We start from the raw sequence: 13,070 nt of genomic DNA on the forward strand, positions 1-13,070 counted from the left end.
AGCTCGCCCCGCAGGGTTCGAGGGCATGGGGAAGGGTGAAGAGCTGGGCCAGCAGCTGAGGGCATGGAATGAGGCTGGACTGCTCGACCTCGAGCACCCCACAGCTCTGGCCAACCGCCTGATCGATGGACTGGGCGCGGAGGAATGGCTCAAAGGGCCGATCCGCGATCTGGCCTCCCAGCCGCTGCTCCGCCAGGTGCTTCGCCAACGGGATGGGGGCACCCGGCACTCGGCCCTGCAGAGCCTGGTCCATCAGCTCGAATCGACCTACGCCCCCAAGGTTCTCGTTGAGCTGCTGGCGCTCCTTCAGGCTGCCACCGGTCAATCCATCAGCCTGTCAGCGCTCGCTGAGTCCATCCCCGATCGGGCCTTGATCACTGGACCGTCCAGTGATGGACCGTGCCTTGTCAATGCTTCCGGCCCCGCTCCTGCTGCTGTGGAGATTGCAGCAGGAGCGGCAGGTCTCGCTCACCAGCTTCATCTCCTGGGTCCTGGAGTCGCCCTGGCGGCCACCGCCGCCCTGGTGTGGCGCTGGTCGGCCGGGGAGTTACAGCGCTGGGTGTTTGAACCCTGGGGCTGGAGCGGCGGAGTGGTGCTGGTGGTGCTGCTGGCACTGCTTCAGGCCCTGGCCCTCGGTCCCCTCAAGGTGGTCCGGCGTCAGTGGCCCCTGGAACAGGCCGATGCCACCGATCCCCACCAGGCGTGGCGCTGGATCTGCGCCCCCTGGATTCACCATGCCAATGGGGAGGCGCTGCTCAACCTGGTGCTGCTGCTGATCCTGCTGGGGCCATCCCCTTTGCCCCTGCCGGAGGTGGTGCTGCGCTACTGCCTCACCAGCCTGGCCACCGCAGCCCTGGCCCTGCTGCTGGCGCAACGCCGCACCAGCGAAGGGCGCTGGGATGGAGCTTCGGGGGCCGTCAGCGCTCTGATCGGCCTGGGCAGTGGCGCCAGCCTGTTGCACTGGCGATCGCTGAGCTATCCCTTCGGCCCCCTGGCGATTCCCGCCTGGGTGCTGCTGGTGGTGTACGGAACCCTGCAACTCAGCTGGCTGCTGCCCCGGCGCAGCCCCCAGGACAGCAGCCGTCCGATCGACCGCCTGCTCAGCAGCCAGTGGTGGTGGGGACTGCAGCTCGGCCTCGCCTGGGCGCTGATCAGCCGGCTTGGCCAGTGGCTGCAGGTGCTGCAGCAGACCCGCCCAGCCGGCTGACGTCAGCAGCAGCAGCCATGTAGCGCCCCCACAACTCCGCCACCAGGGCCCCACTGGCGGCTTCGGCGGGTTTGTTGTCGTCGTTGCCCATCCAGATGGCGGTGAGAATTTTCAGCGACGGTGAATAGCCGACAAACAGCACATCAACGCCGTTGTTGGTGGTGCCGGTCTTGCCGCGGGCATCGGCCACCAGAGCGGCCGCCTTGCCGGTGCCGCGCTGCACCACCGCGGCCAGCAGGGCATCCATCTGTTGCGCATGCTCCGGCGGGATCAACTGACGGGATGTCTCCCCCACCGGCACCGTCACCCCCCGCTCCGGGCAGGTGGCAAGGCTGTAGATCGACTGGCAGATGCCCAGGTCATAGATGCGGCTGACGCCGTGCATCGGCACCGATTGGCCACCATTCGCCACCACCGCATAGGCCCGGGCCAGCTCATAGAGCAGGGTTTCACGTCCGCCCAGGATGGTGTTGAAGTCGAGGTCGAGGGGGGTGCTGATCCCCAGCCGGCGGGCCTGGTCCACCACCTGGCGCAGGCCGGCCCGCTGGGCCAGGCGCAGGGCCACCACATTCTCGGAAGCGGCGAAGCCATCGGCCACGCTGGTGGTGCCATCGGCTGAGCCTGCCCCGTGGCGGCAGCCGGCCACATAGGACAGCGGCGCGCAGGAGATGCGGTCGTCCGGGCTGACCCCACGGGCCAGGGCCGCCAGAAAGGTGAACAGCTTGAAGGCCGAGCCGGGCTGGCGCAACGCCTGAACCCGATCAAAGCTGGAGCGGCTGTAATCGCCGCCGCCCACGTAGGCGAGGATGTCACCACTCTCGAAATTCAGGGAAATCAGTGCTCCCTGGGTGAGGCCTGCCCGGGCCGCCGGACCCTCCAGGAAGCGCTGCAACTGTTGCTGCGCCAGGGCCTGCAGCCTGGGATCAATCGTGCTCACCACGCTGTAGTTGCCGCCACTCTCCTGTTCGGAGAGGTTGAGACCGAAGCGGGTGCCCTCCAGCTCACCTAGCACGTAATCGCTGAAGAATGGATAGCTGGTGAAGGTGGACGCGCGGCAGGCGGAGGGATCAATGTTGAGTGGACGGCGCTCGGCATCGATCAGCCCCTGATCGGAGAGAAAGCCCTGCTCGTGCATCAGTTTCAGCACGAGGTTGCGCCGCTCCCGACCGGCGGTGGGGTCGTCGCGGTTGCAGGGGCTGTAGCCATTGGGGCTAGGCAGCAGACCCACCAGAAACGCGGCCTGGCCCACATCCAGATCGCGGGCCGACTGACGGAAATACAGCTGAGAAGCCTGCTCGAACCCATCGGTGCCCAGGCCGAGATGGGCCCGGTCCAGATACATCTTCAGGATCCGGTTCTTGCTGTAGCCCACCTCCAGCTGCAGCGCCACCCATAATTCTCGCAGCTTGCGGGCCAGGCTCACCTCCGTGCCCACGGAGGGGTAGTAGAGACGCGCCACCTGCTGGGTGAGGCCGCTGCCACCACCGCTGCCGAGCAGGACGGAGCGCAGGGTGCCGAACAGGTCGAGGCCACTGTTCCAGCCGAACCGCGATTCCTCCGAGGCCACAAGGGCCTGGCGCAGATGCAGGGGATAGTCCTGCAGGGAGGGCAGGGCCGTGGCCGAGCCCTCACGGGCATCGACCTGCTCACCGCTGGCCGCAAAGATCTTCACCGGTCCGGCAATGGCGCGGATCCGGGAGCCGCCCCCCACCGAGGCCGCCGCCAGCAGCCCGCCCACCAGCAGCCCCGAGCCCAGCAAGGCCGCCAGGCCAGCCAGGTGGACCACCTGCTCGAGGGCACTGCGGGGATGGCGATACAGCAGCCGCGGCGCTTCCCCCTTCAGCGGCGATCCCAGCTGCACCACATCACCGTGGCGCAGGCGGATGGCACGGATGCGGCGGTCGCGGTGGAACAGGCCGTTGGCGGAGTTGAAATCTTCGAGGCAGAAGTCGCGATCGCCCAGCCGCTTCTGCTCGAGGATGGCGTGTACCCGGCTGAGGCTGGGATCGGCGACCGGCAGCTCGCAGGCCGGATCGCGACCGATGCGCAGCCGCTGGCCTGGCTTGAGGGAACGGGCCAGCACCAACCGATCGCCTTGCCACAGTTCGGCGCGGGCCTGTCGGGCCACCAGGTGTCGCCAGGCGGAGCCGAGGGCCCCGGGGCGCTGGGCCAATGGGCCGCGGCTGCAGGCAATCCAGAGGGCCCGCCAGCGACGGCGGCGGCTGTGTGCTGCGGCGGTGCGGCCAACGACTTGGGCGCCGGGGTCGGACGACGGCACGGGCAGGGCAGTCCACGGCGACGGCCCCATAGGCTACGGACAGCGATGGCGGGAAACGGGTGGAGCGCCAGCGGGATCCCTGGGAGCCCTTCCGGCTGTGGCTGGCCCTCACGATCGGGCTCTATGCCCTGCGCGCCAGCTTTGCGGCGACCTGGCTCGGGGCGATCCCCGGCTGGGTGCTGCTGACCCTGGTGCTCCTGGCCCTGGCGCTGGCCAGCAAGGCCCTGTTGTTCCCGGGCCGCGTCGTGCCCTACCGCGAGGGGGACGGGGGCTGGTGGGCAGACCTGCGCGAAGACTGGCAGCTCTGGTGGCAGCGCCGCCGCGGCCCATGACCAACCCAGCCCCCGCACCACCCCACGCTCGGCTGGTGCAGCAGAACGATCCGGGCAGCAGCGTGCCACTCGATTCCGGCCGGCCCCTGAGCATCGGCCGTGACCCGGCCAATCAGCTCTGCCTGCCGAACGCGGCTGGGCTGTCGCGTCGGCATGCGGAGATCCGCAGCTCCAGCGACAACACGGGCTGGGTGATCGCGGATCTGGGCAGCGCCAACGGCACCTACGTGGGCCGCCAGCGGATCACAGCCCCCCACCCCCTGCAGGACGGCGATCGGATCCAGCTGGGCCGCAACGGACCGGTGTTCTTGTTTCAGTGGGAGTCCGCCACTGCTCAGCAGAGCAGCGCTTCGAGCGCAACGGGTTCGCAGGCCACTGCTGCGACGACCACTGCTTCGAAGACCACTGCTTCGAAATCCACTTCCGGAAAGGCCCGTGCAGCAAGGCCGGCGCCGCAGCCCGCCGTGGCAGCGCAAGCTGCGGGATCCGCCCCTGCAGAGATCGACATCGGTGGGGAACGGATCAGCCTCGATCGGATCCGCTCAGCCGAGCTGCGCAGCCTGGCCCTCCACCCCCACATCTTCAGCTGGTGGGTGCTCGTCTGCCTCGGCGGTCTGCTGCTGCTGCCCTTTCCCCTGGTGTTCTGGCCCCTGCAGGTGGCAGCCCTGGCCGGCGCAGTGCTGCTGGGCTCGCGCAAGCAGCACGTTCTGGTGGTGGTGCTGCGCGACGGGCTGGCCTACCGGCGCAGCTTCTCCAACCGGATCACGGCCCTCTCACACCGCAATGGCATTCGCCGGGCCCTGGGCCAGACGGTGGAGCCATGACCTGGATCCTGCCGTTGGGCGAGACCCTGCAGATGGAGGAACTCAGCAGCCCGATCCAAATCCGGCGCGCCCTGGGGGGCGGCACCCAGGGCCAGGTGTTCGCGGTGGAGGTGGATGGCGAAGCTCTGGCCCTGAAGTGGTATCTGCCGGCGTGCCTGGCCCGTGATCCCCAGTTGGCCCGCCGCCTCAGCGACAGCATTCGCGCCACGGCCCCCAATCAGGATTTCCTCTGGCCGATCGCCCTGCTGCACCCCAGCGCCGCCAGCCGTGCTCAGATCCGCTGCCGCGACACCGGTTTCGGGTATCTGATGGACCTGAGACCGGCGGACTACGTGGGCGCCCATGAGCACGTCGCGGGCCGCATCGAGATCAGCCTGCGCTCTGTGCTGCGGGCCTGCTTCTTCCTGGCTGACGCCTTCCATGCCCTGCACCTGCGCGGCCTCTGTTACAAGGACATCTCCCTGGGCAACCTGTTCCTCCAACCCGGCAGCGGCCGCATCCTGATCTGCGACAACGACAACGTCGATGTGGACGGGCGTGACCCTGGCAGCGTGCTGGGTACGCCCGGGTTCATGGCTCCCGAGGTGCTGCTGGGCCAGGCCCGCCCCGGCGCCGACAGCGATCTGTTCTCGCTGGCGGTGCTGATCTTCAGGCTGCTCACCCGCCACGATCCCCTGCGGGGACAACGGGAGCTCGCGATTCGCTGCCTCGATGAACCCGCCCGCCGCCGCCTCTACGGCGAAGACCCCCTGTTCATCTTTGATCCGGCCGATCCGTCCAACCGACCCGATCCGATCGAGCACACCGCCGCCCTGATCACCTGGCCGATCTACCCGGAGCGGCTCAAGGACCTGTTCGAGCAGACCTTCTGCCGCGGCCTGCGCCAGCCCAGCCAGCGGGCCCTGACGGGCCAGTGGCGCCGGGCCCTGTCGATCACCCTGGACCAGCGGCAACTGTGCCGGGCCTGCGGCCAGGAGGTCTTCCCCGACGATCAGAGTGCCAGAACCTGCTGGAGCTGCGGCTCGCCGCTGCAGCCGGTCCTGCGGCTGCAGCTGGCCCATGGGGAGGTGATCGCCGCACCGGACAACGAGCTGCATCCCCATCACTTCGATGCCCTCGTACCCGAGAGCCTGCTCACCCCCCTGGCACGGGTGGAGGCCCACCCCGGCGATCCCTCAATCGTGGGGCTGCGCAACCTCTCGCCGGAACTCTGGAGCGTGGAGCTGATCGACGGCGCCGTGGTGCCGTTGCAACCCCAAAAAACCTGTAATCTCGCGCCCGTGCGACGGCTCACCACGCCGGCCGGGGCGATCACGGTGCTGCGCTGACCCCTGGCCCGTAGTGCCCCATGCCCTTCCCCAACGTTCGCCTCGCCAACCGACCGCTCCACTTCCTCTACCTGTGCGACTGCTCCGGTTCGATGGCAGCCCAGGGCAAGATGCAGGCGCTCAACCAGGCGATCCGCCAGTCGCTGCCGGGCATGGGCGAGGTAGCCCGGCAGAACCCGGAAGCCCGGCTGCTGGTGCGGGCGGTGCGCTTCGCCGACCAGGCCCGCTGGCACATCGCCGAGCCCACGCCAGTGGAGCAGCTCAGCTGGATCGACCTTGAGGCCGGCGGCGTGACCGCCATGGGCGAGGCCCTGGAACTGGTGGCGGCCGCCCTGCAGACGCCACCGATGGAGGAGCGGGCTCTGCCGCCGGTGCTGGTGCTGATTTCCGACGGCCAACCCACCGATGATTTCGATCGCGGCCTGCGCACGTTGATCCGCCAGCCCTGGGCCCAGAAGGCGGTGCGGCTGGCGATTGCCCTCGGCCACGACGCCGATCTGGAGGTGCTGCAGCAGTTCATCGGCCAGGATCCCGGCGGCAGCGGCCGATCAGCGCGACGCCCGCTGCAGGCCGGCAACGCCACCTCCCTGGCCCAGTACATCCAGTGGGCTTCCACGGCCGTGGTGAACGCCGCCTCCATGCCCGCCAGCCGCATGGTGCCGTCGGCAGAGGCCGCAGCCCCGGGCCCCATCCCCCTGCCGGATCTGCCTCCGACCGTGCTCGATCCCACCGACGATGTCGGTCCCCTGGTGTGGTGAGCCCCTGGCAGCCGGCCAGGATCTGCAGCCGCCCCGGAGCAGCCCACCAACGCCGCGGCCAGGTCTGCCAGGACTTTAGCGCGGCCGTCGAACTGCGCAGCCTCGATGGCCTGCCCGTGAAGGTGATGGCCGTGGCCGATGGCCACGGTGGCGCCCGGTACCACCGCAGCGACATCGGCAGCCGCCTCGCCTGCACAGCCGCCCTGACGGCAGTGGCCGCCACGCTGGAGACCAGCCGTCTGGCCGACACTGCCGCTGGCCAGCCGATGGAGCAGTGGCGACGGTGGCTGCAACAGGCGTTGCCGCTGGCCATTCTCTCCACCTGGCGAGAAGCGGTGGAGGCCGACCGGGCCAGGCGGCCGGAGCCAGACAACCCAGCGGGACAGGAGGGCGTCCCCGCACTGGAAAGCGCAGCGGCGCAAGACTGGCTGGCCTATGGCACCACCCTGGGGCTGGTGGTGCTGACACCGCACTGGTGGGGCCACACCGGACTGGGCGACTGGGACCTGGTGCGGGTGGAGGCCGAGGGCGTGGCCGTGCTGCTGGATGAGGAAGCGAACGACCCAGCCGCACCGGGGGAAGCCACCGGCAGCCTCTGCCTGCCCGACGCCGCCTCGCTGTTTGCGTCGCGCTCCGGGCTGCACAGGCTCGACAGCCCCCAGGCGCGCTTCGCCCTGCTGCTCAGCACCGATGGACTGCGCAAGTCCTGCGCCACGGATCCTGACTTCCTGGCACTTGCTGCGTTCCTGGTGAGCGCAGTCCAAGCCGGATCGACGGCTCCGGCCCATGCGTTGGATCAAGCGGCCGCACCGGCAGACGCTCCAGAGGCAAGCCAGGAGTCCACTGAGCTTCCCAGCCTGCTGGATCGCATCAGCCGCGAGGGCAGCGGCGACGATGTGAGCGTGGCCATGACCTGGTTCGAGCCTGAGGGGTCGCTCGCGGCTGAACCGGTCAATCCTGAGCGAACAAAGCCTGTGCAACGGAGGGCGGAGCAAGCAACCGCTGAGCCAACACCCGCGGCAACCGCAACGGCGAAACCAACAACGGTTCAGACAGAAGCTTCTCAGCCAGCCAACGAAACCGCCGATGCTTCTGATGTTGGTTCCTCTGCCGTCGCCGGCAAGGGGCGACCATCCACTCCACGCCTCCTGCTGGGTCTCAGTCTGGGTCTGGCAGGAGCGCTGGCTCTGTTGAGCTCCTTGGGGCTGCTGGGGCAGCGGTCCCCACCGAGGCCTGCCACGCCCCTGAAAATGGAGCCTTCTTCCCCTGAGTCCCTGCCACCTGAGCCAGTCCGTCAGTTGGTCCAGACACTCTGCCAGGGTTCACCGGCATCGATCCGAGGCACCCTGCGCAACCGCCGCGCCCAGTTCGAGGGGCTGGGGCGGGGCACAATCGCTCCAGATCTGCTCAACGCAACCAGCACCAGCGATCCCCTCGGAGCCCTGATCGCGGCCAGCTTCGATCCGGCGCAGCGCACGATGGTGCGCGGATCAGCCCTTCAGGCTCTGGGAGCCTGTGCAGCGTTGCAGTCCGCCTTGCAGGAGCAATGGCAGCAGACCATGCCCAGCCCATCCCCATCCCGCTGATCCGCCTGCCATGAACGACTACCAGCTCGGGGCCGCCCTGCGGGAGCGGGTGCTGCAGCTTCGTTCCCAGAACCTGCCGATCGAGGGCCGTCGTCTGCAGGGGCTGGTGGGTGACCTCTGCGGCAGTGAGCAGACCGCCCTGCTGCCGGCACTGCGCCATCTGGTGTTGTCCGCCGCCTTCCACAGCGGTGCGAGCCAGGCCAGGCCCCTGGCGGATCCGCGCCTGGCGGCCCGGCTGATGGCGGAACTGCGCGAGGTGTTCGCCGTCACGATCTGTGCCCGCATGGAGGGGGTGGTCCTGGGCCTGCTGGCCCTGCCAGGGCCGATGACCCCTTCAGGCTCAGAGGCGGCACCCCATCCAGGCGTGCCCCGGCAAACCGCTGCTGTGCCAGTGGCGGTAGCAGCGGTGCCCGTAGAGGTCTCAGCCGTTCAACCGCCCGTGGTGCCGCAGATGCCGCGTGCGGCACCAGCCGCCGAGGATGTCTATGCGGTGGAGGCACAGAGGGCATCAGGCGGCAGCCGGGGCCTCGTGGCCTTCCTGGCCTTTCTCACCGGCAGCCTCAGCGTGGCACTGGTGGCCGTGGTGCTGTGGATGCACCAGTCGGCGCAGCAGAGCGCCCTGCAACCGAGCGCGCCGGTGGTGCGCCAACCGGTGGCACCCCCTACCCCCGCACCTGTAAGCCAGCCTGAGCCCCCCCAGGTGCCAGAGCTGCCCGAACCTGAACCCACTCCTGAGGCCGCCACGGCGGAGCAGGCCATGGAGAGCATCCGCAGCCTCTACGAGAGCCTCAGCCGCAAAGATTTCGAGCAGGCCCGTCAGTGGTTTGCCGGCGCGGCAGCCGACCAGTTCGACGCCGCCTTCTTCGAGCAGTTCCAACAGGTGACCGTGTCGGATCTGCAGACCACCGGCAGCAATGGCAGCAGCCTCACCCTCGATGGGGTGGTGACCTTCGTCTACCCGGATGGCACCAGCCAGAGCGAGACACGCAGCTTCACGGTGGACATCGCCACCTCGCCGGCCCTGATCACGAACAGTGCCTTCGTTCGGGTGCTGCAGGCGCGCCGGTGATTCCAAAGCTCTGAATCAAGATCTCTGAATTCAGAACCCTGTATCCAAAGCTGATGCTAGCCCGATGTAGCAAGGTCCCGAAAAAATCCCGTGATGGAACCCTGCCAGGTTTCCATCGCGGGATGAGGGACATCGTCAATGCCCAAGGAAACTCCAGCGGAAGGATCAGGCGGTCCCGCAGAAGGTGACATCGGGGAACTTGAGCTTGGCCTCCTCGAGGCTCTTGCCCTTGCCCTCCTCCTGCCAGTAGTTGATCACTTCGGTGGCCTTGTTGAGGATCTCCACCCGCTCGTTATCCGTGATCCAGCTCTTGGCTTCCAGCTCGGATTTCAGGGTTTCCCAGGCATCTTCCCGGGGCCAGAAGAAATAGGCGGTGAGTGGGCTGGGGCCACCACCCACGATCTGATCCACCGCCAGGGCGACGTTGTCCGACAGCCAGAGGATCTTGAGCAGGAAGCGACCCTCATCGGCCTTGGGGGTATAGCCGGAAGGAACGCCATCTTCATCGATGGTGGCCGTGGCCAGGGCGGCGCTGCCACCGCGCATCACCGGACGGCCCTGGGTGGCGGTGTCGGCGGCAGGGGCATCCGCAGCGGCGGCCACTTCTGCGGGGGCCTCCGTCACGGCAGCGGCACTGGAGCTTTCAGCACCTGCGCTGGCGCTCTCGGCGCTGGCGGTCTCAGTGGCCGTCATGGTTTCGGCGCTCAAGGAACAAGGTCAAACAATTAACCTACCAGTCGCCAAGGCGCGACCGGCTCGATCCCGCCCATGACGCTGCGCCTGTTCCTCGATTCCGCCGACCCCAGCGACTGGGAGGCTTGGCTGCCCAGCGGGCTGTTCTTTGGGATCACCACCAATCCCAGTCTGCTGAAAAAGGCCGGCCAGCCCTGCGATCTGGACCATCTGCGCCAGCTCAGCCGCCGCGCCCTGGAGCTGCTGCCCCAGGAACTGCATCTGCAGGCCTGGGGCAGCAGCACCGCCGACCTGGTGCGCCGTGGCACTGCCCTGCATGCCATTGCACCAGACCAGATCGTCGTGAAAGTACCGGTGACCGCCACCGGTGCTGCGGCAGCGAAACAGCTGATCAGCCAGGCCATCCCCGTCACGTTCACCGCCTGTTACGAGCCGGCCCAGGTGTTGATCGCCGCCGCCCTGGGAGCCCGTTACATCGCCCCCTACCTCGGCCGCATCAGTGACCTGGGACGCGATGGTCACGCCGAGCTGATCACCATGCAGCGCTGCCTCGATGGCGTGGGCTCTGGCGTGAGGCTCCTGGTGGCCAGCCTCCGCCAGGCCAGCGATCTGACCCGCCTGGCGGAGGCAGGGATGACCACCTTCACCATGGGCCCAGCCATCGCCGCAGGGCTGTTCGCCAGTGAAGCCACCGAAGCCGCCGTCGCCCAGTTCGAGCAGGATGCGATCGCCTGATCGGCACCGCCTGATGTCCCCCCGTGCCGTTCTGCTCTTCGACATCGACGGTGTGATCCGGGATGTCGGCGGCAGTTATCGGCGCGCCATCGTGGAAACGGTGCACCAGTTCAGCGGCCAGCGCCCTGAGCCCGGTGCCATCGACACCCTCAAAAGTGAAGGCTGCTGGAACAACGACTGGGAAGCCTCGCTGGAGCTGCTGCGCCGCTCAGGTCATACCCCGCTCCCAGCCTTCGAAGCCCTGGTGGACGTGTTTGGCGGCTTCTACTTCGGTGGCGACCCCGAGGGGGATTCCAGTCTGTGGCAGGGGTTCATCGGCAGCGAACCGCTGCTGGTGGAATCTGATTTCTTTGCTGCGCTGACCAGGGCCAACGTGGCCTGGGGCTTCGTGAGCGGTGCGGAGCCCCCGTCCTGCCGCTACGTGCTGGAGACACGGCTGGGGCTGCGCGAGCCCCCGCTGATCGCCATGGGCCAGGCTCCCGACAAGCCCGACCCCACGGGCCTGCTGCTGCTTGCCAGCCAGCTCACGGGCGCAGCGCTGGATCAGGCGAGTCCGCCGATCGCCTACCTGGGCGACACCGTGGCGGATGTTCTCACCGTGCAGCGGGCTCGGCAGCACTGCCCTGCTGTCCGCTTCCTCAGCCTGGCCGTCGCCCCACCCCACCTGCAGGTCCCGGAAGCCATCGACCTCCGAGCTGCCTACGAGGCCCGGCTGATCGAAGCCGGAGCCGATGTGGTGCTGCCCTGCACCAGGGCCCTCGAACCCGAAGCCCTGTTGCGCTGGCTCAGCGCTCCATCGCCGCCGGCGCCTTGAGAGCAGCAGCCGTGAGGACCTCGTGGCCCTGCTCCGTCACCGCCACGTCATCCTCGATGCGGATGCCGATCCCCTTCCAACGCTCCTCGATCGCCGGCTGGCCCTCCGGCACCGGCAACCGATCGCTCACGTACAACCCCGGCTCCACGGTGAGCACCATGCCGGGCTCGAGCGCCACTGGATGCTCGCCGAGCCGGTAGGCGCCCACATCGTGCACATCCAGGCCCAGCCAGTGGCCGGTGCGGTGCATGTAGAGATGGCGGTAGGCGCCCTGCTCGATCACGCTGTCGGCCGAGCCCCGCAGCAGGCCCAGCTCCAGCAGGCCCTCCACCAGCACCCGCACCGCCGTGTCGTGGACCTGTTCGGCGGTGGCCTCCGGCCGCACCACCGCCACGGCCGCCTCCTGGGCCGCCAGCACCAGCTCGTAGAGGGCCCGTTGCTCGGCGCTGAAGCGGCCGCCCACCGGAAAGGTACGGGTGATGTCGCCGTTGTAGTAGTCGCCCAGGCTGCAGCCGGCATCGATCAGCAGCAGGTCGCCATCCCGCAGCTCGGCGGCATTGGCGGTGTAGTGCAACACGCAGGCGTTGTCGCCGCCGGCGACGATCGAGCCGTAGGCCGCTCCGCGCGCGCCCCGTTCGAGGAAGTGCTGCTCGATCACCGCCTGAACCTGCCGCTCCAGCAGGCCCGGCCGCGTCACCCGGCGAGCCAGTTCGTGGGCTTCGGCGGAGATCCGCGCCGCTTCCCGCAGCCGCTCCAGTTCCTCGGGGCTCTTGCGCAGGCGCAACTCATGCAGCATCGGACAGGGGGCGACCAGCCCCAGGGCGGCGCTGCCGGTGCGGGGGGCCCGATCCAGCTGGTGGGCCCAGGCCTGCAGCACCAGCGGCTCCACCGCGGGATGCCGTCCCACCCGGAAAGCGATGCCCTCGGCACCCTTGAGGTAGTCGGCCAGCCGCTGGGGCAGCTCGGCGATCGGATGGGCCCGATCAGCGCCGAAGCGCTCCACCGCCCCTTCACAACCCCAGCGGAACCCATTCCAGACCTCAGCAGTCGGATCCCTGGGTTCCACGAAGAGCACGAAGGGATGCTCGGGGCAATGGGGCAGGAACAGGGCCACCGCCCCGGGCTCATCGAAGCCGGTGAGATACCAGAAATCACTGTTCTGGCGGAAGGCATGCTCCACATCGGCGTGGTGCGTCGCCAGGGAGGAGGCCGGGATCACCGCCGCCACGCCACCGAGGCGGTGCAGGAAGCGTCCGCGCCGCTCCGCATAGGCCGCGGCGTCAATCGGAGGCGGGCTGGCCATGGGCGGCGGAACGGCTCGACAGCCAGAAGTTGGAACAGCCGGTTTAATACAGAGACCGCGCAAGTTGCGTGCCTTGGGCCCGGAACGGCCAGCACGCTTCCCGGTTGTTGACGCCGCCCCTGCGATCGCTCACCTCTCCACCA

At 68.6% G+C, this 13,070-nt stretch carries 12 protein-coding genes; 9 read left to right on the plus strand and 3 right to left on the minus strand.

What is annotated here, in order from left to right; translation table 11 throughout:
- Positions 1-25 precede the first annotated feature (25 nt).
- On the plus strand, positions 26-1,207 hold the full coding sequence (locus tag H8F26_RS00795; RefSeq protein ID WP_197156794.1) for a rhomboid family intramembrane serine protease: 1,182 nt from the start codon (positions 26-28) through the stop codon (positions 1,205-1,207).
- On the opposite strand, the gene H8F26_RS00800 is transcribed toward H8F26_RS00795, so the two are convergent.
- Complete coding sequence (locus H8F26_RS00800; protein WP_231598004.1) at positions 1,152-3,485, minus strand: transglycosylase domain-containing protein; 2,334 nt, start codon at positions 3,483-3,485, stop codon at positions 1,152-1,154. The two genes, H8F26_RS00795 and H8F26_RS00800, sit on opposite strands and share 56 nt — an antisense overlap.
- A 59-nt stretch (positions 3,486-3,544) precedes the next feature.
- Here H8F26_RS00800 and H8F26_RS00805 point away from each other — a divergent pair, with 59 nt between their 5' ends.
- The 6 genes from H8F26_RS00805 to H8F26_RS00830 are packed head-to-tail and all read left to right on the plus strand — an operon-like array spanning position 3,545 to position 9,382.
- The gene (locus H8F26_RS00805) at positions 3,545-3,817 is read left to right on the plus strand and encodes a hypothetical protein (protein ID WP_197156796.1); all 273 of its coding nucleotides are present in this window, start codon (positions 3,545-3,547) and stop codon (positions 3,815-3,817) included.
- Positions 3,814-4,641, plus strand: a complete 828-nt coding sequence (locus tag H8F26_RS00810) for an FHA domain-containing protein (protein WP_197156798.1) — start codon at positions 3,814-3,816, stop codon at positions 4,639-4,641. Before H8F26_RS00805 ends, H8F26_RS00810 begins: the two co-directional genes overlap by 4 nt.
- Positions 4,638-5,969, plus strand: a complete 1,332-nt coding sequence (locus H8F26_RS00815; protein ID WP_197156800.1) for a protein kinase — start codon at positions 4,638-4,640, stop codon at positions 5,967-5,969. Before H8F26_RS00810 ends, H8F26_RS00815 begins: the two co-directional genes overlap by 4 nt.
- Before the next feature lie 20 nt (positions 5,970-5,989).
- The gene (locus H8F26_RS00820; RefSeq protein ID WP_197156802.1) at positions 5,990-6,727 is read left to right on the plus strand and encodes a VWA domain-containing protein; all 738 of its coding nucleotides are present in this window, start codon (positions 5,990-5,992) and stop codon (positions 6,725-6,727) included.
- Entirely contained in the window at positions 6,724-8,313 is a 1,590-nt protein-coding gene (locus H8F26_RS00825) for a protein phosphatase 2C domain-containing protein (RefSeq protein ID WP_197156804.1), read from the plus strand. Before H8F26_RS00820 ends, H8F26_RS00825 begins: the two co-directional genes overlap by 4 nt.
- A 10-nt stretch (positions 8,314-8,323) precedes the next feature.
- Positions 8,324-9,382 carry a hypothetical protein gene (locus H8F26_RS00830; protein ID WP_197156805.1) on the plus strand — a complete coding sequence of 353 codons (1,059 nt, stop codon included), beginning with the start codon at positions 8,324-8,326 and terminating at the stop codon, positions 9,380-9,382.
- A 165-nt stretch (positions 9,383-9,547) separates the two neighbouring features.
- Here H8F26_RS00830 and H8F26_RS00835 read toward each other — a convergent pair whose 3' ends face one another.
- Positions 9,548-10,090, minus strand: coding sequence for a 30S ribosomal protein PSRP-3 (locus H8F26_RS00835; RefSeq protein ID WP_370594661.1), 543 nt, complete (start codon positions 10,088-10,090; stop codon positions 9,548-9,550).
- A 60-nt stretch (positions 10,091-10,150) separates the two neighbouring features.
- On the opposite strand from H8F26_RS00835, the gene H8F26_RS00840 reads away from it, so the two are divergent.
- Both H8F26_RS00840 and H8F26_RS00845 read left to right on the plus strand, forming a co-directional pair.
- The gene (locus H8F26_RS00840) at positions 10,151-10,810 is read left to right on the plus strand and encodes a transaldolase family protein (RefSeq protein ID WP_197156809.1); all 660 of its coding nucleotides are present in this window, start codon (positions 10,151-10,153) and stop codon (positions 10,808-10,810) included.
- A gap of 13 nt (positions 10,811-10,823) precedes the next feature.
- A complete protein-coding gene (locus H8F26_RS00845; RefSeq protein WP_197156811.1) occupies positions 10,824-11,624 on the plus strand; it encodes a TIGR01548 family HAD-type hydrolase in 801 nt (266 codons plus the stop codon).
- Here H8F26_RS00845 and H8F26_RS00850 read toward each other — a convergent pair.
- Complete coding sequence (locus H8F26_RS00850; protein WP_197156813.1) at positions 11,596-12,927, minus strand: aminopeptidase P N-terminal domain-containing protein; 1,332 nt, start codon at positions 12,925-12,927, stop codon at positions 11,596-11,598. The two genes, H8F26_RS00845 and H8F26_RS00850, sit on opposite strands and share 29 nt — an antisense overlap.
- Positions 12,928-13,070 lie beyond the last annotated feature (143 nt).

This window comes from Synechococcus sp. CBW1006 (genome assembly GCF_015840525.1).
Lineage (GTDB): Bacteria > Cyanobacteriota > Cyanobacteriia > PCC-6307 > Cyanobiaceae > CBW1002.

Bases quoted from the DNA above. Each gene is read 5' to 3' on its own strand.
- H8F26_RS00795 (WP_197156794.1), top strand. From the start codon at position 26: ATGGGGAAGGGTGAAGAGCTGGGCCAGCAGCTGAGGGCATGGAATGAG.
- H8F26_RS00810 (WP_197156798.1), top strand. From the start codon at position 3,814: ATGACCAACCCAGCCCCCGCACCACCCCACGCTCGGCTGGTGCAGCAG.
- H8F26_RS00815 (WP_197156800.1), top strand. From the start codon at position 4,638: ATGACCTGGATCCTGCCGTTGGGCGAGACCCTGCAGATGGAGGAACTC.
- H8F26_RS00820 (WP_197156802.1), top strand. From the start codon at position 5,990: ATGCCCTTCCCCAACGTTCGCCTCGCCAACCGACCGCTCCACTTCCTC.
- H8F26_RS00830 (WP_197156805.1), top strand. From the start codon at position 8,324: ATGAACGACTACCAGCTCGGGGCCGCCCTGCGGGAGCGGGTGCTGCAG.
- H8F26_RS00840 (WP_197156809.1), top strand. From the start codon at position 10,151: ATGACGCTGCGCCTGTTCCTCGATTCCGCCGACCCCAGCGACTGGGAG.
- H8F26_RS00845 (WP_197156811.1), top strand. From the start codon at position 10,824: ATGTCCCCCCGTGCCGTTCTGCTCTTCGACATCGACGGTGTGATCCGG.
- H8F26_RS00850 (WP_197156813.1), bottom strand. From the start codon at position 12,927: ATGGCCAGCCCGCCTCCGATTGACGCCGCGGCCTATGCGGAGCGGCGC.